We start from the raw sequence: 24,471 nt of genomic DNA, 5'->3' as shown, positions 1-24,471 counted from the left end.
CATGAGCACGGTGAAGATGTACGCATCGAACCTCGATTTTTACTACGGGGATTTCAAGGCGCTGCACGACGTGAACCTGGAGTTCACCGAACGCCAGGTGACGGCCCTCATAGGCCCGTCCGGTTGCGGCAAGTCCACGTTTCTGCGCTGCCTGAACAGGATGAACGACCTCATCCCAATCTCCCGGGTTCAAGGTGAGATCCGCATCGACAATGAGGACATCTACAGCCCGAAGCTGGACGTTGTAGAGCTCAGGAGGCGGGTGGGCATGGTTTTTCAGAAGCCCAACCCGTTCCCAAAATCCATCTACGACAACGTAGCCTACGGGCTGCGGGTCAACGGCGTTCGCGACGAGCAGTTCATCCGGAACAAGGTGGAAAACAGCCTGCGCCGGGCCGCCCTGTGGGACGAGGTCTCGGACCGCGTGCACTCGTCCGCCCTGGGGCTTTCCGGCGGCCAGCAGCAGCGGCTGTGCATTGCGCGGGCCATCGCCGTGGACCCGGAGGTTCTGCTTATGGACGAGCCGGCCTCGGCCCTGGACCCCATTGCCACGCAGAAGGTGGAGGAGCTCATCCACGAGCTCAAGGAGAACTACACGATCATCATCGTGACCCACAGCATGCAGCAGGCCGCCCGCGTTTCCGACACCACGGCCTTTTTCTACATGGGCAAGCTCGTGGAGATCGGCCCCACGGAAAAGATGTTCACCAGGCCTGACAAAAAACAGACCGAAGACTATATCACCGGACGCTTCGGTTAAGGAGATCGCGATATGCCGACGAACGTGCAGACCCACCTGGAGCAGGAAATTTCCAGCCTGCGCATCAAAGTGCTCGAGATGGCGGCTTATGCCGAGAAAGCTCTGGACAAGTCCCTGCGGGCGCTCATGGAGCGCAACTCCGAGCTGGCGCAGGAGGTCATAGACAAGGATTACGAGATCAACCAGCTGGAGTGCGAGATCGACGAGTTCGCGCTCCGTCTGCTTGCACTGGCCCAGCCCGTGGCGCGCGACCTGCGCTTCATCGTCGGTTGCATGCGCATCATCGTGAACCTGGAGCGCATCGGCGACGAGTCCGTGAACATCGCGGAGCGTTCCATGCTGCTTGCGCACCGTCCGCCTCTGCCGTTCAGCAAGCCGCTGGAGCAGCTCGCCAATGCGTGTCTGGAGATGCTGCGCACGGCCATCAAGGCGTTCAAGGACGACGACCCCGAGCTGGCCGACCAGGTCTGCAACTCGGACGAGCACGCCAACGAGCTGGACCTGACCGTGCTGCGCAACCTCATCGACTACATGGTGGAGCAGACCCCGGCCATCGAGCGTTCCGTGCACACCATCCTCGCGTCCAGATCGCTGGAGCGTGTGGGTGATCTGTCCACGAACATTGCGGAGTGCGTGATCTTTATCGTCCAGGGTGTGGACGTGAAGCACCGTTGCCACCGGTTTTAGCCGGTACGTTTCAATGGTTGTGGCCGGCGCGGCTTGAGTTTTCCTTTACCGCGCGTATAGTGGTAGAATTAGGCGGATTGAAGTACCCTAATCACACGCAAAGGGAAGGAGCATCTCATGTCCAGTGAATCCAAGCGCAAGTACGAGTTTATGGTCGGCGCCGAGGAAGCGCCCGACTTTTTGGCCAAGATCGCGGATGGCATGCGCCAGGGCTGCCTCTCTATCGGCGACGTGGAGCTGGTCTTCGACGGCTTCAAGAGCTTATCCCTCTCCTTCAAGGAAAGCGTCGGCGGCTACAAGGCCAAGGTGAAGCTGAAGTACGCGCAGCCAGACCACGCGCCGGACTGCGAGTGCCCGGCATGCAAGGCCGCGCAGGAGTATGGCATCGGCAAGGAGGGCAAGCCCAAGTACGGCTCCCTCAAGAAGCGGATGAAGAGCGATTTCAAGGCCATCCACCAGGCGTTGCGCAACGGCGCCCTGCCCGGCGGGGATGTCATGGCGCGGTTCATCGAAGACAGCAGGGTGATGTGCACCTACCCGGGCAAGGGCGACGAGTACTACCCCCAGTATCTGGAAGCCGTGGACGCCTTTGCAGTGGCCGTGGAGCAGGGCGATCTGCAGGCGGCTACGGCGCGGCAGAACGATCTCTACCAGAGAATGCAAGACTGCCACGACGAGTACAAGTAGCAGCCGGGAAGCTCGGCGCCGGAGCTTCCGCGCCGGGCGCACAGGAGAATCTGATGGCCACGAAAATGGAACTGGTAAGACCTGACGCCTCGCCGCAGTGCCTGCATGTGGATGTGAGCAAGGTGGAGCGGGAGATAACAGACGAGGACCGCAAGCGGTATCTGCGGATCATCGATACATCGCTGACCGAGGAGCAGCGCCAGAGCGTTGTCACGCCGGACCATGTCTACCCCATGCAGGCGGAGGTTCTGGCCGTGCACTGGCACCCGGAGTTCGTGCCCATGGACCTCATTGTCCAGCGGGTGAACTCCATGTTCCCGGAGGCGCAGGAAAAGCTCGTCATCCCCACGCAGCACAACGTGCTCATGTCGCTGAACGGCTACTCCGGCGTGGAGGTGGACTGCTACTCCCACGGCTTCAACCGCAAGGTGCAGCTCTTGCTGCATTTCAAGGAGGAGAGCCTGGACAAGGGCGCCGACGTGCTCAAGGCCATGCTCTCGCACACCTTCACCTACCGCGGCAGCCAGCTTTTCGAGTTCATGGACGCGGTGCTGAGCACCTCGGGCTATCGGGAGGAGCAGCGCCAGAAGGCGGCGGGCAAGACAGGTGCTGGCGAGGACATCGTGCAGTTCGCGGCCATCCTCACCGGCAAGCTCAAGACGTTGCTGGAAGAGAACTGGCGGGAGACCCCCCGCGAGATGGTCAAGAACAAGCTCATCCGCAACTGGTTCGACCAGTTGCGCGGCGATTACGGCGACCACGTCATCGAGCGCACCCAGCTCTACCTCAAGCAGATCAAGAAGCAGGTCAAGAGCACCTTCTCCCTCAAGTACTTCTACCGCGCCTCGGAGGTTATCGAGGAGGCGCGCTCCCTGGGCGCCGGCGTGGTCATTCCCCACCCGGAGCAGTTCTGGCCCATCCTGCTGGCCGACTACGACGTGGACGGTTACGAGGTCTGGAACCCGCAGTCGCGCGAGTACACGGAGTTTCTCATCACCGTGGTCAACAAGCAGAACCACAGCCGGGTGCGGAGCTCCAGACCGCTGCTCGTGTTCATGGGCGACGACTGCCACATGAGCGAGAAGGTGAAGGAGCCGGAGCATCAGGACCCGGAAAAAGTCGGCCGGCAGGTCGGTCTGCAGCCCGCATGGGACGATATGGCCATCCGCAAGCAGCTCGTCGTATCGGGCATGAATCGCGTGCGGATCATCAACGAGTACAAAGACAGGCTCAACTAGGACGGGGCATTCATGGGATCGGACATCAATTTCAAGCATGAGAGCCTGCAGGACATCGACTCTCTGCTCAAGTACCTCAAGGCCATTACGGAAGGCCTGGAGACAGGCAAGATACGCCTTTCCACCAAGAACAAGGAGCTGCTGCTGGAGCCGCGCGGGCTGGTCAAGTTCGATGTGGAGGCCAAGCGTAAGGGCGACTTCCGCAAGTTTTCGCTCAAGTTCAGCTGGAAGGACGAAGAAGACCCGGCCGCCGGCGATGAACCTCTCATCGTCCAACCTTCGTAAGGACGCTACATGGGACCCCTGGAAAACGTCCTTCAGAAGGAAGGCATTGCTGAAAATTTGCGCTTCATGGTGATCGAGGTGGTCAAGCAGGTGGAGAACACCCGCAAGGTGCTCGAAACCATGGACCCCAAGATCATCGAGTCCGTCACCGCGCGTGACGACTACATCGACAATCTCAAGAGCGTGATCGAGAACAAGTGCTACTCCGCGATCAACCGCTCCGGGCCGCGCAATCCCCGCTCTGTGGATATTCTGCGCGCGTCTATCACGGTTTCCACCAACCTCGAGCGCATCGGCGACTTCGCCGTGAACATCGTGGGCCAGTCCGAGTATCTGAAGGACAAGGACTTCATTCAGCGCTTCGACCTGCCCAAGTTCTTCGACGCCGTGCTCACGGCCCTCAACCAGGTCTTTACGGCCATGATCCGGCAGGACATGTCCCAGGCGTTCAAGATCTGCCGCAGCGAGTTCACCCTGGACTTCCTCTACAAGATACAGTTCGACCGCATTCTCAACGAGCTGCGCTCCGGCAAGGAGACCGAAAACCTCATCACGAGCCACCTCATCCTGCGCTACCTGGAGCGCATGGGCGACTCCCTGCTGAACATCGGCGAGGCCATCATCTTCGCCGCCCTGGGGGAGAAGTTCAAGATCCGCCAGTACGAGGCCCTGCGCGAGACCCTGGCCAAGAGCGGGGTGGAGGTGCCCATCTCCGAGGTGGAGTTCCACTCCATCTGGGGCACGCGCTCCGGCTGCCGCATCGGCCTGGTCACGGACCGCTCTCGTAGCCAGAAAGAGGACACCGGGTGCGACGTGGAAGGCGGAGGCGAACGCGTGGAAAAGGCCTCCGGCGTGCTCTTCAAGGAGGGCAACCGCAAGAAGCTCCTGCAGGAGATGGAGAACATCAACCGTTGGGAGTCCATTCTGCCGGGCCTGCCGCCCAAGGTGCTAGCCCACCAGGAGGACGGCTCCCAGGCCTCCATGCTCATCGAGTACCTCAGCGGCTGCACCTTCCAGGACGTGGTGCTCACGGCCGAGGCCGAAATCATCGAGAATGCACTCTTCCTGCTGGAGCAGACCCTGCTCTCCGTCTGGGAGCACACCATCACCATGGCACCCATAAAAGCCGGCTTCATCAAGCAGATGGAGTCCCGGCTGGATGACGTGCTGCGGCTCTACCCCAACTTCGAGTGGGCGACGAAGACCATCGGCTCCATGAAGATCGTCTCCTTCGATGACATGCTGAAGCAGGCCAGGGATATCGAGAACGAGCTGGAGTCTCCGTACTCGGTCTTCATCCACGGCGACTTCAACATCAACAACATCGTCTACGACCACGAGGCCCAGCGCATCCACTTTATCGACCTGCACCGCTCCAAGCTGGCCGATCCGCTGCAGGACATATCCGTGTTTGTGGTTTCCAACTACCGCCTGCCCATCTTCGATCTCTACAGTCGGGCGCGGCTGAACCGTGTGGCCAAGCGCATCTACCACTTCTCCAAGGACTTCGGAGTGGAGCACGGCGACACCACCTTTGACGCGCGGCTCGCTCTGGGCCTGGCGCGCAGCTTCATCACCTCCACCCGGTTCGAGCTCAACATGCACTTTGCCAAGGATATGTTCCTGCGCGGCGTCTACTTCCTGGAAAAGCTGCTGGATCACAAAGGCCGGCCCTGGGACGAGTTCGTCCTGTCCGAAGACGCGCTCGTTTACTAGATAACCCTCATACATACGCGAAGCGATCATGAAAAAGATAGCCGTATACGGCGTGCCTGGAGGCTGGTCCTCCGAGCTGCTTGCCGACACCGTGAAGGCCGAGACCGGGTTCCGCTGCCTTGTGGACCCCGAGACCGTGGCCCTGGACCTGGAGCGTGAGGAGGTCTGGGCCCACGGCCAGCCCCTGCACGAGCTGGATGCGATCATCGTGAAGAAGGCCGGGCCGTTCTACTCGCCGCTGCTGTTGGACCGGCTGGAGATCCTGCGCTATCTCAAGCAACGCCGCGGCATTCCGATTTTTTCCGATCCCGAGATCATCCTCCGCGTGCTGGACCGCTCCAGCTGCACCGTGACCCTGGCCGCCGGCGGCGTGCCCATGCCGCCCACGGCCCTGACCGAGAGTGTGGACGAGGCCCTGGACTTTCTGGAGCGCTACGGCCGCGCCGTGTTCAAGCCCATCTACTCCACCAAGGCGCGCGGTATGCTGGTGGTGGAGAACGGGCCCGACGCCCGCGCCCGCGTCGAGGCTTTCCAGGAGCACAACCCGTTCATGTATCTGCAGCAGATGGTCAAACATCCGGGCAAGGATCTGGGCGTGGCCTTTCTGGGCGGCGAGTACCTGGCCACCTATGCCCGCGCCGGCAACAAGGACTCCTGGAACACCACCACACGCTCCGGCGGCAAGTACGAGCCGTACGAGCCCGGCGAGGAGATCATCGAGCTGGCCCATGAAGCCCAGGCCCTGTTCGGCCTCGATTTCACCTCCGTGGACGTGGTGGAGACGCCCGACGGCCCCAAGGTCTTTGAGGTCTCGGCTTTTGGAGGATTCCGCGGCCTGCGCGACGCCAACGGCATCGACGCGGCCAAGCTCTATGTGGACTATGTGCTGGGGAGGATCGGTAGATGACGCGCCTGACCACCGCCAAATCGTTTCTGGCCGACACGCTGACCGGCCTGGAGATCGCAGGCGCCCTGCATCTCGATTTCGACGGCTACCGCACCGAGGTGAGCTCCAACTCCCAGGAGCTGCTGGACGCCCTGGGCGACTACTTTCGTGACTTTCTCTCCGATGGTGCAGAGAACGCGCACACCGTGATCCACGCGTTGGAGGACGCCGCGCCGGAACCTTCGGACCTGGGCGTGGAGTTCACCGAAAAGCAGCCCGATCCCGGCAAGACCAAGATCAAGGAAGAGTACGCTGAGCTTCCGGACGGCCGGGCCGTGCGCAAGCGGCTCACCGGCATGCTCTTCGTCTTCGGCGGCGGCGTGAATGTCGCCCTGGGGCCGTGCCTTGAGAACGACAACCAGGTGGTCAACTTCGTCAACAACCGCTTCATCGAGTGGACTCTGGACCGCGGCAGCTTGCTGTTCCACGCCGCCGGCGTTGCCAAGAACGGTCGCGGCATGGCCTTTGCCGGCTTCTCCGGCATGGGCAAGTCCACTCTGGCCTTGCACGTGATGCGGCTGCAGACGGATTTCGTGTCCAACGATCGGCTCATGGTCCAGCGCGACGCCCAAGGGGACGCCGGGACCGGGCTCGTCATGTACGGCGTTGCCAAGATGCCGCGCATCAACCCCGGCACCGTGCTGCACAACCCCAGCCTGACGCCGGTGATGGACGACGAGGAGCGCGACCGCTTCGCCGCCATGCCCCAGAGCGAGCTCTGGACCCTGGAGCACAAGTACGACGCCTTTATCGACGAGTGCTTTGGCGAGGGCCGCTTCCGCCTGGCCGCGCCCATGTCCTGTCTTGTGCTGCTCAACTGGCAGCGCGACGGCGGCGAGCTCATCGTCAGTCGCGTCGATCTTTCCCGGCGGGAAGACCTCATGCCGGCGTTCATGAAGTCTCCGGGTTTGTTCTACCGGCCTGGCGACGATGCGCAGCTCGATTTCTCGGAGCAGGCCTACCGGGAGCTGCTCGACAGATGTCCGGTGTACGAGCTCTCCGGCGGTGTGGATTTCGAGCGCGCCGCCAAGAAGTGCGTCGCCATTCTGGAAGGGTAAGGGACCCATGTCCGAACGGATCAAGGTCTGCCATACCGTGGCGCTGCCCGACCCGGTGCGGCTGGCTCGCTACGAGCGCTCGCCGGAACTGGGGCCGCGGTTGCTCTTTTTCTCCGGCGGCACGGCGCTCAAGGAGTTCTCCCGCCGGCTAGTGCGCTATACGCACAACTCCATCCACATCATCACGCCGTTCGACTCCGGCGGCAGCTCGGCCGAGCTGCGGCGCGCCTTCAACATGATCGCCGTGGGCGACGTGCGCAACCGGCTGATGGCGCTTTCCGAGCGCCTGCCCGGCGCGGACTCCGCCATCTTCGACCTCTTCGCCTACCGCCTGCCCAAGGATGAGCCCCAGGAAGAGCTGCACAAACGGCTTCTTGCACTGCGCGACGGCAGGGACCCCCGCATCGCCGCGGTGGATGACCCCATGCGCAAGCTCATCCGCAACCACCTGCGCTTCTTCACGGAGTGCATGAAGGACGACTTCGACCTGCGCGGCGCCTCCATCGGCAATCTCATCCTGGCCGGCGGCTACTTCAACTACGGCCGGCACATCGACCCAGTCATCTACCTCTTCTCCAAGCTCGTGGACGTGAAGGGCACGGTGCGGCCGGTCAGCTCGGCCAATCTGCACCTCGCCGCCGAGCTGGAGGACGGCTCGTACGTCGTGGGCCAGCACATGCTCACCGGCAAGGAGACCGCACCCATCGCCTCGCCCATCAAGCGCATGTTCCTGACCCGGGACATGCATCCGGAAGGAGCGCCGGAGCCGAGCGAGGTCCACATCCGCCAGAAAGTCAGCGATCTCATCAGCAAGGCGGAGATCATCTGCTACCCCATAGGCAGCTTCTACACGAGCCTCATCGCCAACCTCCTGCCCAAGGGCGTGGGCGAGTGCGTCAGCCGCAACGAGTGCCCCAAGATCTACATTCCCAACTCGGCGCCGGACCCGGAGCAGAAGGGCATGTCCTTGTCGGGATGCGTGCGCGTGCTGCTGGATACGCTGAGCCGAAGCTGCGAGCACGAATGCGCCCGGGACCAGCTCCTCAACTTCATGCTGGTGGACACCAGGCGTGGGCAGTACCCCATGCCCCTTGATCTGGCCAAAATCCAGCGCTTTGGCATCGAGGTCATCGACGCTGATCTGGTGGACGACGAGAACCCGCCGTACCTCGATTCGAACAAGGTTCTCGCCCATCTGCTCTCCATTGTTTGATCAATTACTTGCGTTCGCGCCTTCAGGCGGCTATGTGAAACCCCGGAAGGGAGAACGCGAGAGCATGCAACCGGTACAGAACGAGATAGAGGTCAGAGTCCGCTTCCTGCGCGACGGGGGCTGCCCATACGCCCAGGGCGACGGCAACTACGACCTGAACCACGCCACGGCCGCCTCGGCCGGGGTGGACCTCAAGGCCTGCCTGGCCGACCAGCCGGGCCAGGCAATCACCATCGAGCCGGGTGGCCGCTTCCCCGTGCCCACTGGCATTGCCATCGAGATTGGCATGCCCGGCGTGGCCGGCTTCGTCTTCTCCCGCTCCGGCCTGGGCACCAAGAAAGGGCTCACCGTCAGCCAGGGCGTCGGCGTCATCGACCCCGACTACCGCGGCGAAATCATCGTTTCGCTCCTGAACACCTCGGGCGAGTCCCGCACCATCAGTCACGGCGACCGCATCGCCCAGCTCCTGTTCCTTCCGTACTTCGCGGCCCGCATCGTGCCCAGCGAGACCCTCTCCGATACAGACCGAGGAGCGGGCGGTTTCGGGCACACGGGCGCCTGATTCTTTTCGCCCGCGTCCCCGGATTCGCCCTGGCGGTCTCGCCCGGCGGCAACGGCTTTCTTCCATTCTGTGCGGACATCAATCATCAATGAGGATGAATCTCATGAGCGACAAGTTCAATACACTCAAGGCGCGGACCGAGAGCGTGCTGTGCAACACGTACGGCCGGTATCCCATGGGCATCACCAAGGCCGTCGGCTCCAGGCTTACCGACCTGGACGGCAGGGAGTATGTAGACCTGCTCGCCGGCATCGCCGTGTGCAACCTGGGCCACAGCCGGCCGGAGATCGCACGCGTCATGGCCGAGCAGGCGCAGAAGCTCGTCCACGTCTCCAACCTGTTCTACCAGGAGGAGCAGGTGGCCTATGCCGAGGAACTCACCAAATGGATGGGCCTGGGCAAGGCGTTCTTCTGCAACTCCGGAGCCGAGGCCAACGAGGGCGCCATCAAGCTGGCCCGGCGGTACATGCGGACCATCAAGAAGCGCGACGCTTACGAGATCGTGACCCTGGACGGCTCCTTCCACGGCCGCACCTTGGCCACACTCACGGCCACGGGCCAGCCCAAGGTCAAGGAGTACTTCGGGCCGCTGCCGGAAGGTTTCGTCACCGTGCCGTGGAACGATCCGGCCGCGCTGGACAAGGCCATCACCGACAAAACCGCGGCCGTGCTTGTGGAGCTCATCCAGGGCGAGGGCGGCGTGCGGCCCATGTCCACCGAGTACGCCGTGGCCGTGGAGCGCATCTGCCGGGACAAGGACGTGCTGCTCATGGTGGATGAGATTCAGACCGGCATGGGCCGGACCGGCAACTTCATGGCCTACCAGCACTATGGCCTCTCTCCGGACGTGGTCACCCTGGCCAAGGGCCTGGCCAACGGCCTGCCCATGGGCGCGGTGGTGGCAACGGACGACGCGGCCGCCGGCTTTGCACCGGGGGCGCACGCCACCACCTTTGGCGGCGGCGGCGTCATCACCGCCGTGGCGCTGGAGGTGCTGCGGATCATGAAGGACGAGGACCTGGTGAACCGGGCGCGCACCGAAGGCCAGCACTTCCTGGGCCGGCTGCACGACCTGGTGGACGAGTTCCCGGACCAGCTGGAGGAAGCGCGCGGCGTGGGCCTCATCTGCGGCCTCGTGTTCAAGGAGCCGGCGGCCTGGGCGTGGCAGGCCATGCTCGCCAAGGGCTTTGTGCTCAACTGCACCCAGGAGCGGGTGCTGCGCTTCCTGCCCCCGCTGTCCACCCCACGGGCCGATCTGGACGCCGCCGTTGAGGCGCTGCGCGAGATCCTGAGCGCATAACGGGGAGCGCGTAGGGGAGAAGTCCTACCGGGATATCCCTGTTTATTCGGCCGCATGGGTGTGGCATGCATAAAATGCAACCCTTACATCCAGGAGGCGGTCATGCGTTTCGTTCGTTTTCATTGCATCGTAGCCGCCACCATCGCGTTGCTGTTCGGCGCGGTGGTGGCGCATGCACTGGCGCCGCTGGGCGAGTTCGATCTCACGTTGGACGGCGTGCCGTTCACGGTGACCGAAAAGGTCCACGGCGAGTACGAGTTCCCTTATGCCATCCAAGGGGGTTCCGAAACCTATTACATCCGCAACGAGGAGACCATTGCTGCGGTGCGCGACCAGTTTCTCGGCGCCATGCAGAGGAACGAGCCGGTCACGGTGAAGGCGCACGTGCTCATGGTCTTCGAAGATCTGCTCGTCATCGACCAGATCTACTCCCTCTCACCGGGCCTTATGGAGGCGGGCTGATCCCTGTACGGGTCGGCCTTTTTTATTGCGCCAGGGGAGGGGCGCGGCTGACGCCAAGCCCCCGTGATTCATCCGTCAACCGCAGCGGCGGCCGGGTTTTCCGCCGCCGGAGCCCCGGCATGAGCGGTAGCGCATCCTCCAGATCCGGCGGGCATGTCGACGTCGGCGGCCGCAGGGCCGCACCCAGATCGCGGCGGAAAAAGCTGTTCGGCGGCGCCGTGCACGGCAATGCTGAAGTCCTGGACGCCCAATACGTCTGGGTCGCCATGGTGCCGGTGGAGGATCTGAACAACTCCGCCTACATCGGTGCGGACAGCGGTACGGATTTCCAGCTCTCCCCCTCCCGGTGCTACGTAAGCCCATACTCCCACTGCGGCTCGCTGCTGGACGGCATCGTCTGAGCCGGCGCGGTGTGCTCCCCGTACGGTTTTCCACTCGCACACTGTACGCAGCAACGGCGGAACAGGCTGGCGGACGCCGCAACAAGCCCTCGCAACGGGTGTTATTCCTATCGTCAATCTGTCTTCCCAATTTTGTAAAAAAGTCCAACCTTGACAGGGTGCCGCTTGAGAGACTAGAGGGGTCTATCCTTGTAAATGGGGCGCAGCCCTGATGTGGCGCTGCATATTATTTTGAATCGACGCCACCCGGACTGGACGTCTTTCGCGGGCCTCACCGCGGCCGGGTTTTCTCAGGAGGATGCCGTCCGTCATGGCCATGATCGACTGCCAAGACGTGCATAAATGGTTCGGGGACTTTCACGTGCTTCAGGGGATTTCACAATCCGTGGAGCGCGGCGAAGTGCTCGTCATCTGTGGCCCGTCCGGCTCCGGAAAGTCCACATTCATCCGGTGCATAAATCGACTCGAGGAGTTCCAGAAGGGCCATATCCTTCTGGAAGAAAAGGATATCCATTCCAAAGACTTCAACATCAACGAGCTGCGCGCCGAAATCGGCATCGTTTTCCAGCAGTTCAACCTCTATCCGCATCTCACGGTCCTCAAGAATATAACGCTGGCACCCGTCAAGGTGCGCGGCCGCGACAGAAAGTCCGCCGTGACCCAGGCCATGGAGCTTCTGGAGCGCGTGGGTATTGTGGAGCAGGCCAATAAATACCCGGCCGAGCTCTCCGGCGGCCAGCAGCAGCGCGTGGCCATTGCCCGCGCCCTGGCCATGCGGCCCAAGGTCATGCTTTTTGACGAGCCCACATCGGCCCTGGACCCGGAGATGATCAACGAGGTGCTCAACGTCATGAAGGACCTGGCCCGTGACGGCATGACCATGCTCTGCGTGACCCACGAGATGGGCTTCGCGCGCGAGGTCGCCGACAAGGTCATCTTCATGGACGGCGGCCAGATTGTGGAGCAGGGCCCGCCCAACGAGTTCTTCTCCAATCCCAGGCACGAGCGTACCAAGGCATTCCTTAAAGAAATATTGTAGTCACGGGCGCATCTGTGCGTCCACGACTGGATGTGTCCTACTAAACCAGGGAGGTATTGGAATGTTGAAACGTCTTATCTGCATGATGGTCGTCGTGAGCTTTGTTATCGGTCTCGCGGCTGTGGCCTCCGCCGACAGGCTCGAGGAGATCAAGGAGCGCGGCACGCTCATCTGCGGCGTCAAGGACGCTGTCGTCCCCTTTGGTTTCGTGGACGAGAAGACCAATCAGATCGTCGGCTTCGATGTGGACATGTGCGACTACATCGCCAAGGACATCGGCGTGAAGCCCGAGCTCAAGCCCGTCACCTCCGCCACTCGCATCCCCATGGTCTCCCAGGGCTCTATCGACTTGGCCATTGCGACCATGACCCACAAGTTCGAGCGTGACGACGTCATCGACTTCTCCATCACCTACTTCATGGATGGCCAGAAGATCCTCGTGGCCAAGGACGGCGACGTCAAGTCCGTGGCCGATCTCGCCGGCAAGAAGGTCGGCACCGCCAAGGGCTCCACCTCCGAGAAGAACATCAAGGACGCCCAGCCCGACTGCACCGTGATCTCCTTTGAAGGCTACCCGCAGGCCTTCCTGGCCCTCAAGCAGGGCAAGGTCGCGGCCGTGACCACCGACTCCACCATTCTGCTCGGCCTCAAGAACTCCGACGAGAACCCCGACAACTGGGTCATCGCCGGCGACTTCATCTCCGCCGAGCCCTACGGCATCGGCCTGCCCGAGAACGAGTCCAACTTCCGCGACGAAGTGAACCTCGCCCTCAACAAGATGTGGAAGAGCGGCGACTACGAGAAGATCTACAACAAGTGGTTCGGCAAGGACAGCAAGTACTACCTGCCGCTCGACTGGAAGATGGAGCTGTGGCCGTAAGTCTGTAGCACCAATGTGATTCCGGGGGGCGCTTTCGGGCGCCCCCTTCCTTCTAAGCCGAGAGACCATGAATTACGATTTTAACTGGGGCCTCGTCCTTTCCGGCGAGTATGGGCAGTGGATTGTCCAGGGTGTGATCACCACCCTGCAGATATCCGCAATCTCCATCGTTTTCTCCATGCTGCTGGGGACGATCATCGCGGTCTTCCGCCTGTCCCAGATCAAGCCGCTGGAATGGTTCAGCATCGCCTTTACCGAGTTTTTCCGGAACACGCCGCTGCTCGTTCAGATTTTCTTCTGGTACTTCGGGTCGGACGCCGTGCTGCCCAAGGCCGTGAACCAATGGCTGTACAAGCAGAACTTCGAGTTCGCCGCCGGCGTCATCGCGCTCACGGTCTACACCTCGGCCTTTATCGCCGAGGAGATCCGCTCCGGCATCTTCTCCATCCCCAAGACGCAGCTGGAGAGCTCCCGCGCAACAGGCCTTTCGTTCATCCAGGCCATGCGCTACGTCATTCTGCCGCAGGCGTTCCGGATCATCATACCGCCGCTCATCTCGCAGTTCCTGAACCTCATCAAGAACTCGTCGCTCTGCATGACCATCGGCGTCATGGAGCTCACCTACATGGCGCGGCAGATCGAGTCCTATACGTTCCACGGCTTCGAGGCGTTTACCGTGGCCACGCTCATCTACCTGTTCATTTCCCTGATCGTGAGCTTTGCGGTGAACCAGTACAATAAATATTTCCTCAAGCAGTACAGTTGGTAAGAGGGTAGGGAGAGCAGATACATCATGCGTTGGGATGTTGTCGTGAACAACTTCGACTACCTCCTCTGGGGCCCGTTCCCCCAGGGGCCTCTGGGTGGTCTCGCACTCTCCATCGTTCTCGCCATCGGCGGCATCTTCGGTGCGTTCTGGCTGGGCCTCGTCGTCGGCCTGCTGCGCATCTCCCGCAACAGATTGGCGCGCTGGGCGGCCATGGTCTACATCGAGATCATCCGCGGCATACCGATCCTGATGATGATCTTCTGGTTCTACTTCCTGGCGCCGGTCGTTCTGGGCCGTAGCCTGCCGGAGTTCTGGTCCGCGCTCGTCGCTTTCATCATCTTCACCTCGGCCTACATCGCCGAGATCGTGCGCGCCGGCGTGACGGCCCTGCCCAAAGGACAGACCGAGGCCGCCCGCGGCTCTGGCCTGACGCATCTCCAGGCCATGCGCTACGTCATCCTGCCACAGGCGTTGCGCAATATGATCCCGTCCTTCGTCAACCAGTTCGTCAGCCTGACCAAGGACACCTCCCTGGCCTACATCATCGGCGTGCTCGAGCTCACCCGCGCCGCCACGCAGATCAACAACCGCACCCTGATCGCGCCCACGGAAATATTCGCCACCATCGCGGTCATGTACTTCGTTATCTGCTACGCCCTCACATCGGCCAGCCGGCGGCTGGAGAAGCAGCTCTCCCGGTATCAGGCGCGCGGCCGCTAGCAGTCTGTCAAAAATGATCTTTAGCCCTGTGGCGGCGTCAGGCTCGCCCGCCCGAAGGTCGAATATTCAGCTATATGCTCCCTCCACGCGGAACTCGCCTTCCTTGCCACAGAACAAAATCTCTATTTTTGAGCCCACTTCTGGTTACACAGGCATCAGGCCTGTAGGATGCACCCCCCCATGACAGCTCCCATGACAGCTTCGGATCAGCAGTACATCCAGCGCGTCGACATCGTCGCGCCCATGGACATGGACGACCTCGTTACGGCCGAGCTCTTTGACGAGGCACCATTCGGCTGGGAAGAGACCGACCTGGCCGACGGCTTCAAGCGTTTCCGGCTCCACTTCGAGAAAGAGGAGCACGCCAACCGCGTGGCCAACCACCTCCGCGCGCTTTGGACCAACGTGTCCGTGGCTGTGGAGGCTGTGCCGCGCCGCGACTGGGCCCTGGCCTGGCGTGAGTACTTCAACGCAGTCACCTGCGGCGAGGACTTCATCATTGTGGCCCCGTGGATGGCCGAGGAAGCCGAGCAGGGCAGGGTGGTCGGCCGCATCCCGATCATCATCGAGCCCAAGACGGCTTTCGGCACCGGACACCATCCCACAACCGCTCTCTGTCTGGAGGTGCTCTCCAATCTGCACCGGCAGGGCGCCGTGACAAGGGGGCAGCGCTTTCTGGACGTGGGCACGGGCTCCGGCATCCTGGGCATCGGCGCGGCCAAGCTGGGCCTTACCGGCGTGGGCGTGGACATCGACCCCCTGGCCATCGAGAACGCGAACGAGAACGCCGCGCTGAATGAGGTGGCCGACGTGTTCCAGCTCGCCGAGGGCTCGCTCTCGGCCTTGCGCACGGCCGATCCCTCCGGGGAGTGGGCCTTTGAGGAGCGGCCGGAGAACGCGGCCGGGTTCGCGCACACGGCAGAGACCTTCGTGGCGCGCGACGCCGTGTCCGAGCTGGTGGGCGAGGAGCGCTTCGACATGGTATTCGCCAACATCCTGGCCGGACCGCTGGTGGCCCTGGCCGACCGCATCGCCGCGCGCGTGGCCCCGGGCGGCGCGCTCATCCTCTCGGGTCTGCTCACCACCCAGGCCGAGCAGGTCCGCGCAGCCTACGAACCGCTGCTCGGCCCGTGCAACGAGCAGGTGAGCGGGGAGTGGGTGGCGCTGTACTGGCAGCTGCCCGAATAACGTCGTTCCTCTTACGATTCATTTATTATCCCGGCCGCCGGTTGCCAGCGTGCCGGTGACGGGTTATTTGATTCCTCAACGTCTGCGGCGGCTTTGGCCACAGCTTCGCGGATGTCCCGGGAATCCATGGTGACACGGACACGCACACATTCCTCCGACGGTCTCGCAGCCTGGCACGACGCCATGGCCGACGCCCTCGGCCCCATGCGCTGGTGGCCGGCCGATACCCCCTTCGAAGTGGCGGTGGGCGCCATCCTGACCCAGAACACGAACTGGACCAACGTCAAGCGCGCCATCGACAACCTCAAGGACGCCGAGGCCCTGGACGCAGCAGCCTTGCACGCCATGGATGCCGAGCGCCTGGCCGAGCTGATTCGTCCGGCCGGGTACTTCCGCCTCAAGGCGGGCCGCCTCAAGAACCTCGTGGCCTTCATCGCCGAGGAGTGCGACATGGACGTTCTGGCCCTGGCCGACATGGGGCTGGACGAGGCGCGGGAAAAATTGCTGACCGTGCGCGGCGTGGGGCCGGAAACGGCGGACTCCATCCTCTGCTACGCCGCGGGCATGCCCACCTTTGTGGTGGACGCCTATACCGCGCGGATAGCCAATCGCCATGGCCTGTTGCCCGAGGACGTCTCGTACGACGAACTGCGCGAATATTTTATGGATCGCCTCGCACCCGATCCGGAGCTGTACAACGAGTTCCATGCCCAGCTCGTGCACGTGGGCAATGGCTGGTGCAAGAAAAAAGCGCCCCGCTGCGGCGAGGGCTGCCCCCTGGAGCCGTTCCTTCCCTGAACGATGGTCCCTATGCGCTCGATCCCTCTCCGCCTCGTCCTCGCGCTCCTTATCTGCTGCATCGTCGTCCCGGCCGTGGGTGCGCCCGTGGTGTTCGCCAAGAAGGATCTCAAGCAGCAGGCCAGCTCCACCAAGGCCGACGTCAAGCGGCTCACGGAGCAGGAGCGCACGCTGCACAAGGATCTCGCCGGCATAGAGGACGACATGGACGCCCTGGAAAAGAAGATCGCAGGGCAGGAGAAGAAGCTGGCCGGCCTGGAGAAAGAGGAGGCGGCCATCGGCGAAAAGCGCGACGCTCTGGAGGCCAGGCGCAAGGAGACCGCCAAGGAGCTGACCGTGCTGCTGCGGAAGCTCTGGCCCATCCATGTGCTCAATAAGACGCAGCGCGGCCGGGCCATGGAGTCCTGGGACCAGGCAGACCGCGAGTTCACCTGGCTCGCCGCGATCTATAAGCGGGTGGGCGTGAAGATGGAGGACATCCGGGAGCAGAACGCGGCGCTGGAAGCGACCATGCAGGAGCAGAAAAAGGCCGCAGACCAGGCCCGGGCAGAGCTGGCCGCCGTCAACCAGGACAAGGACAGGCTGCTGGAACACAAGCTTGACTTCAACCGCCGCATTGCCGAGGTGCGCAAGGAAAAGCTCTCCAAGGAAGAGGAGCTGGACCAGGTTCTCGCCGCCATCCAGAAAATGGAGTACAAGTTACGGCGAGAGGCCGAGCGCAAGGCAGAGGAAGCACGGCAAAAGAAGGAAGCCGAGGAGGCCCGCAAGGCCGAAATTGCGCGCAAGGCCGAAGAAGCGCGCAAGAAGGCCGAGGCCGAGCGTCTGGCCGAAAAGAAGACGGCCAAGGTGGAGCAGGCGCGGGCAAAGTTCACGCTCATGCCCATGCCGTCCGTGCCGCCCAAGAAGGCCGTGGGCGGTCTGAAGGGCCGCATGCCCTGGCCTGTGGAGCGAGGCAACGTGCGCATAGGCTTCAAGGCCAGCGCCAACCCGCCGCATCGTGGGGTGGGTCTGGCCGTGCACGAGGGCGAGCCGGTCCGCGCGGTGGCCTTCGGCAAGGTTGTTCATACGGATACCATGCGCGGGTACGGCAAAGTGGTTGTTCTTGTGCATGGTGAAGAATACTATAGTTTGTATGCGTATCTCGCAGAGACGAAGGTTGATCTCGGCGAGGAGGTCGAAGCAGGTCAGGAGATCGGTACGGCGGGGTATTTCCCGGAGCTGAAAGGGCCGGGCCTGTATTTTGAATTGCGTTTTCACCAAAAAGCTATTAATCCAAAAGCTTGGCTTGCATCCTTAAAATGATGACCATCACAGGTGCCGGCCCCGCGCCAAACGGGTCACCGGCACATTCTCATGCTCGGAATCCAAGCTTCGGGTAATTCGGAGGCTTCTCCCATGCGACGGCATTTTATCATCGTCACTTTACTTTTCGTTCTGTGTATGGCGGTTCCGGCCGCGGCCCAGGATGAGGGCAACCGGTACGATCCGCTCAAGCGGTTCAGCCAGGTCATGGATATGGTGGAAACCTACTATGTCCGCGAGGTTGACCGCAAAGAGCTGGTGGACGGCGCCGTCCGCGGCATGCTGCAAGAGCTCGATCCGCACTCCGCCTACATGGACAAGGAAGAGTTCTCCGAAATGCAGGTGCACACCACCGGTGAATTTTCGGGCATCGGCATCGAGATCAGCATGAAGAACGGACGTCTCGTGGTGGTCTCGCCCATCGAGGACTCCCCGGCCTACCGCGCCGGTCTCAAGAGTGGCGACATTATCCTGGAGATCGACAACACCTCCACGCAGGACATCTCCCTGATGGACGCCGTGAAGATGATCCGCGGCCCCCGGGGAAGCGACGTCACCCTGACCATCCTGCACAAGAACATCAAGACGCCCGAGCGCGTCGTGATTACGCGCGACACCATCGCCATCGACAGCGTGAAGTCCATGGAGCTGGAGCCCGGCTACCTGTACCTGCGCCTCACCAAGTTCAACGAGCACACCTCCAGCGAGATGCAGGACGCCATTGCCGCGGCCAAGAAGAAGGGGCCGCTGGAAGGCATCATCCTGGACCTGCGCGACAACCCCGGCGGGCTGCTGGACCAAGCCGTGGACGTTGCCGACGCCTTCCTGCGCGACGGCAAGATCGTCTACATCCAGGGCCGCAGCGAGGCTTCCCGCAAGGATTTCATGGCCCACGACCAGTCCACGGATCTGGACACCAACATCGTGGTGCTGATCAACGCCGGGTCGGCCTCTGCGTCCGAGATCGTGGCCGGTGCTCTGCAGGATCATGAGCGCGCGCTGCTCATCGGCGAGCCCACCTTCGGCAAAGGCTCGGTGCAGACCATCATTCCCTTGTCCGACGGCGGCGGCATGAAGCTGACCACTGCGCTGTACTACACGCCCAACGGCCGCTCCATCCAGGCCCAGGGCATCAAGCCGGACCTGCTCATCCCCATGAGCGCCGAGAACGAGTGGGACAGCTTGGTCACTCTGCACGAGAGCGACCTCAGCCGGCACCTGGAAAACGGCAACTCCAAGAAGAAGGACAGCAAGCACAGCGAAGAGGCGCGCAAGCTCCTGGAGAACGACAACCAGCTGCGCATCTCGCTGAAGTTCGTGAAGAACCTCGACGCCATGAAGGCGTTCTATTGATAGCCTGCCTGCACTTCCGGGGGCCGTGGTTCGCGCGGCTCCCGGAAGTGTCATGATCCCGCAACGCAGCGGAACCATCGCACCTGATATGCCGCACCATCCTTCCGAACACACGCCGGCAGGCGAAGGCCCCCTGACCGTAATCGCAGAAAACCGGCTGGGCGAGGCGGGCGGCATCCTTCTCAGCAGCAAATCACTCATTCTCTGGGGCATCTGCCTGGCGGCGCTTGCCACTGGGCTGCTGCTGTTCAGGCTCACAGGCGTGGCCGACGGCAGCGGTCGGCGTCCGGAAGCACCGCCTGTGGAGAACGGCACTGTCATGCGCAGCGTGGTCAAACGGCCCACCCTGCAGACGGCCAACGCCACAGCCATGCCGTACGAGGAAGCGCTGGGCGGACCGCTCGAAGAGTCCATCAAGCGCGTGGACTACGCGCTCATCCAGAACCTGCTGCAGCTCGGCTACGAGTCGGACCGCATGCAGCTGGACCACGTGGAGACGCGCACCGTCTCCGGTTCGGACTACCACTTCCAGCAGATCAACTTCGTTCTGGACGAGTCGCCAGCGGCCTTTGTCGAAAATCTCAAGCCGCTGATCGATTTCTGGGCGGACGAAGCCTCCCTGGACCAGGTCAACGCCACCACGTGGCGCATTGCCGTCCTGGGCCGGCCCACGCACCAGCTCGACTTTCTCCGGCGGCAGGATCTCGTGCCCGGTCCCAAACCGACACCCTCGGTGAACGGCCCGAAGATCGTCATTGTCATCGATGACCTGGGCGAGAACGTGGCCTTTGCGCGCGACCTGGCCAACCTCGGCTTTCCCGTCACCTTTGCCATCTGGCCGCGTGCCAGCCACACTCGCGAGGTCGCCAAGATCGCCCAGGACGCCGGCTTGGAGATCATTCTCCACCAGCCTATGGAGCCGATCTCCTACCCGAAGACCAAGCCCGGCCCAGGCGCCGTGTATGTGCGCATGACGCCGGACGAGGTCAGCGCCACGGTGGCGAAGAATCTGGAGCTCGTGCCCGGAGCCGTGGGACTGAACAACCATATGGGCTCCCGCTTCACCCAGGACGCGGAAGGCGTCGCAGCGGTGCTGCGCGTGCTCAAGGCGCGCCGGTTCATGGTGCTGGACAGCCTGACCCACCCGAAGTCCGTGTTCGGCCGCGTTGCGAATTCCATGGGCGTGCCCGGCGGCACCCGCGACGTGTTCCTGGACGTGGTGCGCAGCGAACGCTCCGTGCTGCACCAGCTCATCAAGGCGGAGCGCATTGCGGAGAAAAAGGGCAGCGCCATAGCCATCGGCCATCCGTTTCCGGAAACGCTGGCCGGTCTGCGCCAATGGGTGCGGACACGCGACGCGTCCATAACGCCGGTCAATCTCGCCACGCTGATCGCCCCTGGAGCGGCGACGCACGCGCGCGTTGAAAAAAGTCCAAAAACCCGGTAGTTACCGGAGCGAATTCCTTTTCTTTTCAACGATCACATACGAGGTGAAACGACCATGTCCGAACGCACTCTGTCCATCATCAAGCCTGACGCCGTGGAGCGCAACGTCACCGGCGCCATCCTGAAAATGATACAGGATGAAGGCTTGAAGGTTGTGGCCATGAAGATGATCCACATGACCAAGGAGCAGGCGCAGGGCTTCTACGCCGTGCACCGCGAGCGGCCGTTCTTCGACAGCCTGACCGACTTCATGTGCTCCGGCCCGGTAGTGGTCTCCGTGCTTGAAGGTGACGGCGCCATCGCCCGCTACCGCAAGCTCATGGGCGCCACCAACCCGGAGAATGCGGACGAGGGCACCATCCGCAAGCAGTTCGCCCTGGATGTGGAAAAGAACTCCGTACACGGTTCCGACGGCGTCGAGACTGCTGCTGTCGAGATCTCGTACTTTTTCAACCGTTTGGAGATGGTAGGGTAACCATGGAAACGAGCCTGGGCTGTGTTGGCTGCGGTAACATGGGGGCGGCGATCCTCCGCGGGCTTTCGAGCCTGGAGGGTGTCTCTCTGCATGGTGTGGATATGGATGCGCATCGGCTGAAGATCGTGTGCGAAGAGTGCAACGCGCAGCCATCGGAATCCGCGCGGGAAATGGTCCGCAACGTGGACTACATTCTCCTGGCGATCAAACCCCACCAGGTCCAGACGCTGCTGAAGGATCTTGCGCCGCGGCTGCGTCCCGGCCAGACGCTTATCTCCATCGCCGCAGGCCTGACGCTCAGGCAGCTCAAGGAGTACTCCAGTGGGAGCTGCCCGGTGGTGCGCATCATGCCCAACACGCCGGCCATGGTGCAGGCGGGCATGTTCGCCATCTGCCTGGACGATCCCGACCTCGTCGAATCCCAGAAGCAGACCGTGCTGGAGATGTTCTCCACCCTGGGCAAGACTTTTGTACTCGAAGAGGCGTACTTCGACGCCTTCACGGCCGTGGCCGGCTCCGGCCCGGCGTACGTGTTCTACATAATGGACGCGATGGTGGAGGCGGGCGTCACCCTGGGCATTCCGCGGCCCATGGCGCTGGACATGGTTCGGGGGCTGTTCACCGGCTCCAGCAAGCTGGCCGAGCAGACCGGCCGCCACCTGTGCGAGCTGCGTGAGATGGTCACGTCGCCCGCAGGCACCACCGTGGAGGCCACCAACGTGCTGGACAAGTACGCTGTGCGCGCCGCCTTTGTGGACGCCATCGACGCGGCCTGCCGCCGCAGCAAGGAGCTCGGCGAATAACATTCCGGCTGTATGAGCCCTGCCACACGGCTCACTCTCGAATATTCAGGCCCGTCTGGTCACGATCTGGCGGGCCTTTTCTTTTGCCGCTCGGCAATAGGCGTGCACGTCCCGCAGCAGAGCTGCGTGTATGACAGAGCAGGCGAGTCCGGCTCCATGCCGCAGGGACCTTTCCTGTCCAGGATCATGGACGATAGTCGTCCAAGATGTTGGACCAGGCGCGGCTACTCGAAGCTTTCGATGTCCGTGGGCACGCGGTCCCAGACGATCTTTCCGGCGGCTTTGCGATGCTTGCGCAGGAGCACGTAGAGGGCTCCGGCTCCGCCGTGCTGCGGACGCGCCGTGCAAAAAGCGAGGACCACGCGCTTGAAAGGGTCGCGGGTCAGCCATGTCTGCACGGCCCGGCGCAGGATGGATTGGCCGTCCGGGGAGTTGCGGCCGCGGCCCGGGATGAGCAGCACGGTGCGCTTGCCCTCCAGGTAGTGGTAGCGGATGAAGTCCACCATGTTGTCGTAGGCCTGCTCCAGGGTCATGCCATGCATGTCCAGGTGGGCCTCCGGGCTGTACGTTCCCGCCTTCAGCTTTCCCAGGAGCTTCAGGTCCAGCCCTTTCACATGGCCCTGGATGAACTCGTCCGAGTACTCCAGCGAAAACTCGAGCTTGCCAGTCACCAGATCCATGAGCCGCTTCTTGACTTCATGGTCCTCGTCGCGAGGATCCTGCAGCTGCAGCTGCAGCTGCGGCGTGTCGGCCGGGGTGTCGCATATGGGCGCGGTCCGGCTCTTGCGCTCGTCGCCAAGGGGGGTGACGTCCTGCATGGCGTTGCAGAACATGGCCATGTCATCCGGCTCTTCCTGCGGGGCGGAGTCTTCCTGCCGCTGGTGAAGCGCCGGTTTTTTCGGTTTGTTTTTTTTGGACCCCTTGGGGAACCTGGACTTGTCCAGCTCGCTGAAATGGTTGAGCTTATTTTTAGGCATAGTGCGACTCGCGGATAAAAAAGAGACGACAAGGCAGACGACGCCTGCGCTGGGTTCAAGCCGGCGTTGTGCAAAACAGGCGCGGCAATGTCTTTGCTATTCGGCGCTTTCCAGTATTTCGCTGGCCCACAGGGTGGCCATGTTGTAGCTCACCGCCGCCTGGGTCAGGCCGAGGCCGTGCTTTTCCAGGAACGTCCCGACCTTGGCCCATTCGCCGTTTTCCACTGCCCGGGTGAGCCTGATCCACTGCGAGGTGGACGGGTCTTCTCCGGTGAGCGCTCCGGCCACGTGCTCGTCCAGCGGGAACTGCTCCATGATTTCGCTCATGGTCTGGCCCAGGAGCACGTCGAGCATGGAGAACAGCCCGATGAGCGACATGGTCTCCTTGGGGAGCGGCGGCTTGGGCATGGCCTCGGCCAGCAGCTCCAGGAAACGCGCGCGCTGTATCGACGTGAAGTAATGTTCTTCACTGGCGAAGCTGGTGTCAAGGTCGGACAGGGAAACAGCCATGAGCCATTGGCGCAACTGCTTCTGCCCGAGCAGGGTGATGGCCTGCTGGATGGACTGGATCTTGTGGGGCAGCGAGAAGGCCACGGAGTTGATGAACTTGAGCAACCGGTAGCTGAGCGAGGGGTCGCTGGACACGGTGCGCGCCAGCGCAGCCACCTCGAAGTCCTCCTTGGAGAGCTCCTGGATGAGCTTGAGCTTGGCCGAGGCGGCCAGGGATATCTTGCGGCCGGGGAAGAGCACGGGTTTGGAGAAGAAGTTGCCCTGGAACAGCTCGAACCCCAACGACCTGGCCATCTCGAACTGCGGCTGATCCTCCACCTTGAGGGCGAGCAGCCTCCCGGGGTAGCGGGAGAGCTTCTGCACCAGGGCGGCTATCTGAGTCTTCTGGTGGCCCAGGATGTCCAGGATGATGATATCCGCTATCTGGAGCAGGGAGTCGTAGCATGGCAGCGACACGGCAACGTCGTACCCGGCTTTCTTGAGCTCCTGGACCGCGGCCACGGTGGTATGATTCGGCGTGCCCAGGCGCTCCAGCTGCGGAATAACGCGTTCCGGCGGAAAAGCCTCCACCATGGACTTACGCACCATGCTCAGCGGGACGCTGAGGACTACCTTTTTCGTGGGGTCGATGCCCTGATGGGCCAAGGCGTATCCATCGGCGATGAGATTCGCCGTCGCCTTGTTGGGGTCTTCAATTTCGGCGCTCTGCGCGTCCTGGCTGTTGCGGAAGTACAGCTTGTACCCCCATGGCTGGCGTGAATCATCGCAGATTGGCTGCCGGGCCACGAATATGGGCTGATATGTTTCGTGTTTACGTATGGCTAGCCTCCAGGAGAGCGGATATGCCGACGGCGGCGTGGGCCGGGCTCGAATCTCCGCACAATTCGGGCCGTCGT

The 24,471-nt window shown here is 62.5% G+C and carries 26 protein-coding genes; 24 read left to right on the top strand and 2 right to left on the bottom strand.

What is annotated here, in order from left to right; genetic code table 11:
• The first annotated feature begins 1 nt into the window (after position 1).
• The 24 genes from pstB to proC all read left to right on the top strand — a co-directional run bounded on the left by pstB (position 2) and on the right by proC (position 22,088).
• Positions 2 to 760: a phosphate ABC transporter ATP-binding protein PstB gene (pstB, locus tag E8L03_RS06275; RefSeq protein ID WP_171266857.1), complete on the top strand. Its 759-nt coding sequence runs from the start codon at positions 2 to 4 to the stop codon at positions 758 to 760.
• A gap of 12 nt (positions 761 to 772) precedes the next feature.
• Positions 773 to 1,447 (top strand): phosphate signaling complex protein PhoU, encoded by a 675-nt coding sequence (phoU, locus tag E8L03_RS06270; protein WP_244963685.1) that lies wholly within the window; start codon positions 773 to 775, stop codon positions 1,445 to 1,447.
• A 117-nt stretch (positions 1,448 to 1,564) separates the two neighbouring features.
• Positions 1,565 to 2,134, top strand: a complete 570-nt coding sequence (locus E8L03_RS06265) for a GAK system XXXCH domain-containing protein (protein ID WP_144305713.1) — start codon at positions 1,565 to 1,567, stop codon at positions 2,132 to 2,134.
• A 53-nt stretch (positions 2,135 to 2,187) separates the two neighbouring features.
• Positions 2,188 to 3,372, top strand: a complete 1,185-nt coding sequence (locus E8L03_RS06260; RefSeq protein WP_244963684.1) for a hypothetical protein — start codon at positions 2,188 to 2,190, stop codon at positions 3,370 to 3,372.
• A gap of 12 nt (positions 3,373 to 3,384) precedes the next feature.
• Entirely contained in the window at positions 3,385 to 3,657 is a 273-nt protein-coding gene (locus E8L03_RS06255; protein ID WP_144305714.1) for an amphi-Trp domain-containing protein, read from the top strand.
• 9 nt (positions 3,658 to 3,666) lie between these two features.
• Positions 3,667 to 5,373: a PhoU domain-containing protein gene (locus E8L03_RS06250; protein ID WP_144305715.1), complete on the top strand. Its 1,707-nt coding sequence runs from the start codon at positions 3,667 to 3,669 to the stop codon at positions 5,371 to 5,373.
• Between the two features lie 28 nt (positions 5,374 to 5,401).
• Positions 5,402 to 6,280, top strand: coding sequence for a GAK system ATP-grasp enzyme (locus tag E8L03_RS06245; RefSeq protein ID WP_144305716.1), 879 nt, complete (start codon positions 5,402 to 5,404; stop codon positions 6,278 to 6,280).
• Complete coding sequence (locus E8L03_RS06240; protein WP_171266856.1) at positions 6,277 to 7,377, top strand: HprK-related kinase B; 1,101 nt, start codon at positions 6,277 to 6,279, stop codon at positions 7,375 to 7,377. The genes E8L03_RS06245 and E8L03_RS06240 overlap by 4 nt, the downstream gene beginning before the upstream one ends.
• Positions 7,378 to 7,384: 7 nt before the next feature.
• Positions 7,385 to 8,590 carry a GAK system CofD-like protein gene (locus E8L03_RS06235; RefSeq protein WP_171266855.1) on the top strand — a complete coding sequence of 402 codons (1,206 nt, stop codon included), beginning with the start codon at positions 7,385 to 7,387 and terminating at the stop codon, positions 8,588 to 8,590.
• Between the two features lie 64 nt (positions 8,591 to 8,654).
• Positions 8,655 to 9,152 (top strand): dUTP diphosphatase, encoded by a 498-nt coding sequence (gene dut / locus E8L03_RS06230; RefSeq protein WP_171266854.1) that lies wholly within the window; start codon positions 8,655 to 8,657, stop codon positions 9,150 to 9,152.
• A 103-nt stretch (positions 9,153 to 9,255) separates the two neighbouring features.
• The gene (locus E8L03_RS06225) at positions 9,256 to 10,452 is read left to right on the top strand and encodes an aspartate aminotransferase family protein (RefSeq protein ID WP_144305720.1); all 1,197 of its coding nucleotides are present in this window, start codon (positions 9,256 to 9,258) and stop codon (positions 10,450 to 10,452) included.
• Positions 10,453 to 10,554: 102 nt separating this feature from the next.
• Complete coding sequence (locus E8L03_RS06220; RefSeq protein WP_144305721.1) at positions 10,555 to 10,914, top strand: hypothetical protein; 360 nt, start codon at positions 10,555 to 10,557, stop codon at positions 10,912 to 10,914.
• Positions 10,915 to 11,033: 119 nt separating this feature from the next.
• Complete coding sequence (locus E8L03_RS06215; RefSeq protein WP_171266853.1) at positions 11,034 to 11,315, top strand: hypothetical protein; 282 nt, start codon at positions 11,034 to 11,036, stop codon at positions 11,313 to 11,315.
• A 310-nt stretch (positions 11,316 to 11,625) separates the two neighbouring features.
• Complete coding sequence (locus E8L03_RS06210; RefSeq protein ID WP_144305723.1) at positions 11,626 to 12,354, top strand: amino acid ABC transporter ATP-binding protein; 729 nt, start codon at positions 11,626 to 11,628, stop codon at positions 12,352 to 12,354.
• Between the two features lie 61 nt (positions 12,355 to 12,415).
• Entirely contained in the window at positions 12,416 to 13,234 is an 819-nt protein-coding gene (locus E8L03_RS06205) for an ABC transporter substrate-binding protein (RefSeq protein WP_144305724.1), read from the top strand.
• Positions 13,235 to 13,301: 67 nt separating this feature from the next.
• On the top strand, positions 13,302 to 14,003 hold the full coding sequence (locus E8L03_RS06200) for an amino acid ABC transporter permease (RefSeq protein WP_144305725.1): 702 nt from the start codon (positions 13,302 to 13,304) through the stop codon (positions 14,001 to 14,003).
• Positions 14,004 to 14,027: 24 nt separating this feature from the next.
• Positions 14,028 to 14,723, top strand: coding sequence for an amino acid ABC transporter permease (locus E8L03_RS06195; RefSeq protein ID WP_144305726.1), 696 nt, complete (start codon positions 14,028 to 14,030; stop codon positions 14,721 to 14,723).
• A 192-nt stretch (positions 14,724 to 14,915) separates the two neighbouring features.
• The gene (locus E8L03_RS06190) at positions 14,916 to 15,911 is read left to right on the top strand and encodes a 50S ribosomal protein L11 methyltransferase (RefSeq protein ID WP_171266852.1); all 996 of its coding nucleotides are present in this window, start codon (positions 14,916 to 14,918) and stop codon (positions 15,909 to 15,911) included.
• 183 nt (positions 15,912 to 16,094) lie between these two features.
• Positions 16,095 to 16,709 carry an endonuclease III domain-containing protein gene (locus tag E8L03_RS06185; RefSeq protein ID WP_244963725.1) on the top strand — a complete coding sequence of 205 codons (615 nt, stop codon included), beginning with the start codon at positions 16,095 to 16,097 and terminating at the stop codon, positions 16,707 to 16,709.
• A 12-nt stretch (positions 16,710 to 16,721) separates the two neighbouring features.
• Positions 16,722 to 18,011, top strand: coding sequence for a murein hydrolase activator EnvC family protein (locus E8L03_RS06180; protein WP_171266850.1), 1,290 nt, complete (start codon positions 16,722 to 16,724; stop codon positions 18,009 to 18,011).
• A gap of 93 nt (positions 18,012 to 18,104) precedes the next feature.
• Positions 18,105 to 19,364, top strand: coding sequence for a S41 family peptidase (locus E8L03_RS06175; RefSeq protein ID WP_171266849.1), 1,260 nt, complete (start codon positions 18,105 to 18,107; stop codon positions 19,362 to 19,364).
• A 52-nt stretch (positions 19,365 to 19,416) separates the two neighbouring features.
• A complete protein-coding gene (locus E8L03_RS06170; protein WP_171266848.1) occupies positions 19,417 to 20,811 on the top strand; it encodes a divergent polysaccharide deacetylase family protein in 1,395 nt (464 codons plus the stop codon).
• A 54-nt stretch (positions 20,812 to 20,865) separates the two neighbouring features.
• Complete coding sequence (gene ndk / locus E8L03_RS06165) at positions 20,866 to 21,285, top strand: nucleoside-diphosphate kinase (protein ID WP_144305732.1); 420 nt, start codon at positions 20,866 to 20,868, stop codon at positions 21,283 to 21,285.
• 2 nt (positions 21,286 to 21,287) lie between these two features.
• A complete protein-coding gene (gene proC / locus E8L03_RS06160) occupies positions 21,288 to 22,088 on the top strand; it encodes a pyrroline-5-carboxylate reductase (RefSeq protein ID WP_144305733.1) in 801 nt (266 codons plus the stop codon).
• A 224-nt stretch (positions 22,089 to 22,312) separates the two neighbouring features.
• On the opposite strand, the gene E8L03_RS06155 is transcribed toward proC, so the two are convergent.
• Positions 22,313 to 23,065, bottom strand: a complete 753-nt coding sequence (locus E8L03_RS06155) for a Smr/MutS family protein (protein ID WP_171266847.1) — start codon at positions 23,063 to 23,065, stop codon at positions 22,313 to 22,315.
• Positions 23,066 to 23,161: 96 nt separating this feature from the next.
• Positions 23,162 to 24,361, bottom strand: a complete 1,200-nt coding sequence (locus E8L03_RS06150; RefSeq protein ID WP_144305735.1) for an EAL and HDOD domain-containing protein — start codon at positions 24,359 to 24,361, stop codon at positions 23,162 to 23,164.
• Positions 24,362 to 24,471: the final 110 nt, after the last annotated feature.

This window comes from Oceanidesulfovibrio marinus (genome assembly GCF_013085545.1).
GTDB lineage: Bacteria > Desulfobacterota > Desulfovibrionia > Desulfovibrionales > Desulfovibrionaceae > Oceanidesulfovibrio > Oceanidesulfovibrio marinus.
The sequence above is the reverse complement of the archived record's forward strand: the minus strand, read 5'-3'. Positions and strand labels throughout refer to the sequence as shown.

Coding starts and splice junctions, on each gene's coding strand:
- E8L03_RS06255 (WP_144305714.1), top strand. CDS start 3,385: ATGGGATCGGACATCAATTTCAAGCATGAGAGCCTGCAGGACATCGAC.
- E8L03_RS06245 (WP_144305716.1), top strand. CDS start 5,402: ATGAAAAAGATAGCCGTATACGGCGTGCCTGGAGGCTGGTCCTCCGAG.
- E8L03_RS06225 (WP_144305720.1), top strand. CDS start 9,256: ATGAGCGACAAGTTCAATACACTCAAGGCGCGGACCGAGAGCGTGCTG.
- pstB (WP_171266857.1), top strand. CDS start 2: ATGAGCACGGTGAAGATGTACGCATCGAACCTCGATTTTTACTACGGG.
- E8L03_RS06190 (WP_171266852.1), top strand. CDS start 14,916: ATGACAGCTTCGGATCAGCAGTACATCCAGCGCGTCGACATCGTCGCG.
- E8L03_RS06195 (WP_144305726.1), top strand. CDS start 14,028: ATGCGTTGGGATGTTGTCGTGAACAACTTCGACTACCTCCTCTGGGGC.
- phoU (WP_244963685.1), top strand. CDS start 773: ATGCCGACGAACGTGCAGACCCACCTGGAGCAGGAAATTTCCAGCCTG.
- proC (WP_144305733.1), top strand. CDS start 21,288: ATGGAAACGAGCCTGGGCTGTGTTGGCTGCGGTAACATGGGGGCGGCG.
- E8L03_RS06215 (WP_171266853.1), top strand. CDS start 11,034: ATGAGCGGTAGCGCATCCTCCAGATCCGGCGGGCATGTCGACGTCGGC.
- dut (WP_171266854.1), top strand. CDS start 8,655: ATGCAACCGGTACAGAACGAGATAGAGGTCAGAGTCCGCTTCCTGCGC.
- E8L03_RS06170 (WP_171266848.1), top strand. CDS start 19,417: ATGATCCCGCAACGCAGCGGAACCATCGCACCTGATATGCCGCACCAT.
- E8L03_RS06175 (WP_171266849.1), top strand. CDS start 18,105: ATGCGACGGCATTTTATCATCGTCACTTTACTTTTCGTTCTGTGTATG.
- E8L03_RS06235 (WP_171266855.1), top strand. CDS start 7,385: ATGTCCGAACGGATCAAGGTCTGCCATACCGTGGCGCTGCCCGACCCG.
- E8L03_RS06260 (WP_244963684.1), top strand. CDS start 2,188: ATGGCCACGAAAATGGAACTGGTAAGACCTGACGCCTCGCCGCAGTGC.
- E8L03_RS06185 (WP_244963725.1), top strand. CDS start 16,095: ATGGCCGACGCCCTCGGCCCCATGCGCTGGTGGCCGGCCGATACCCCC.
- E8L03_RS06265 (WP_144305713.1), top strand. CDS start 1,565: ATGTCCAGTGAATCCAAGCGCAAGTACGAGTTTATGGTCGGCGCCGAG.
- E8L03_RS06210 (WP_144305723.1), top strand. CDS start 11,626: ATGGCCATGATCGACTGCCAAGACGTGCATAAATGGTTCGGGGACTTT.
- E8L03_RS06220 (WP_144305721.1), top strand. CDS start 10,555: ATGCGTTTCGTTCGTTTTCATTGCATCGTAGCCGCCACCATCGCGTTG.
- E8L03_RS06205 (WP_144305724.1), top strand. CDS start 12,416: ATGTTGAAACGTCTTATCTGCATGATGGTCGTCGTGAGCTTTGTTATC.
- ndk (WP_144305732.1), top strand. CDS start 20,866: ATGTCCGAACGCACTCTGTCCATCATCAAGCCTGACGCCGTGGAGCGC.
- E8L03_RS06240 (WP_171266856.1), top strand. CDS start 6,277: ATGACGCGCCTGACCACCGCCAAATCGTTTCTGGCCGACACGCTGACC.
- E8L03_RS06250 (WP_144305715.1), top strand. CDS start 3,667: ATGGGACCCCTGGAAAACGTCCTTCAGAAGGAAGGCATTGCTGAAAAT.
- E8L03_RS06155 (WP_171266847.1), bottom strand. CDS start 23,065: ATGCCTAAAAATAAGCTCAACCATTTCAGCGAGCTGGACAAGTCCAGG.
- E8L03_RS06200 (WP_144305725.1), top strand. CDS start 13,302: ATGAATTACGATTTTAACTGGGGCCTCGTCCTTTCCGGCGAGTATGGG.
- E8L03_RS06180 (WP_171266850.1), top strand. CDS start 16,722: ATGCGCTCGATCCCTCTCCGCCTCGTCCTCGCGCTCCTTATCTGCTGC.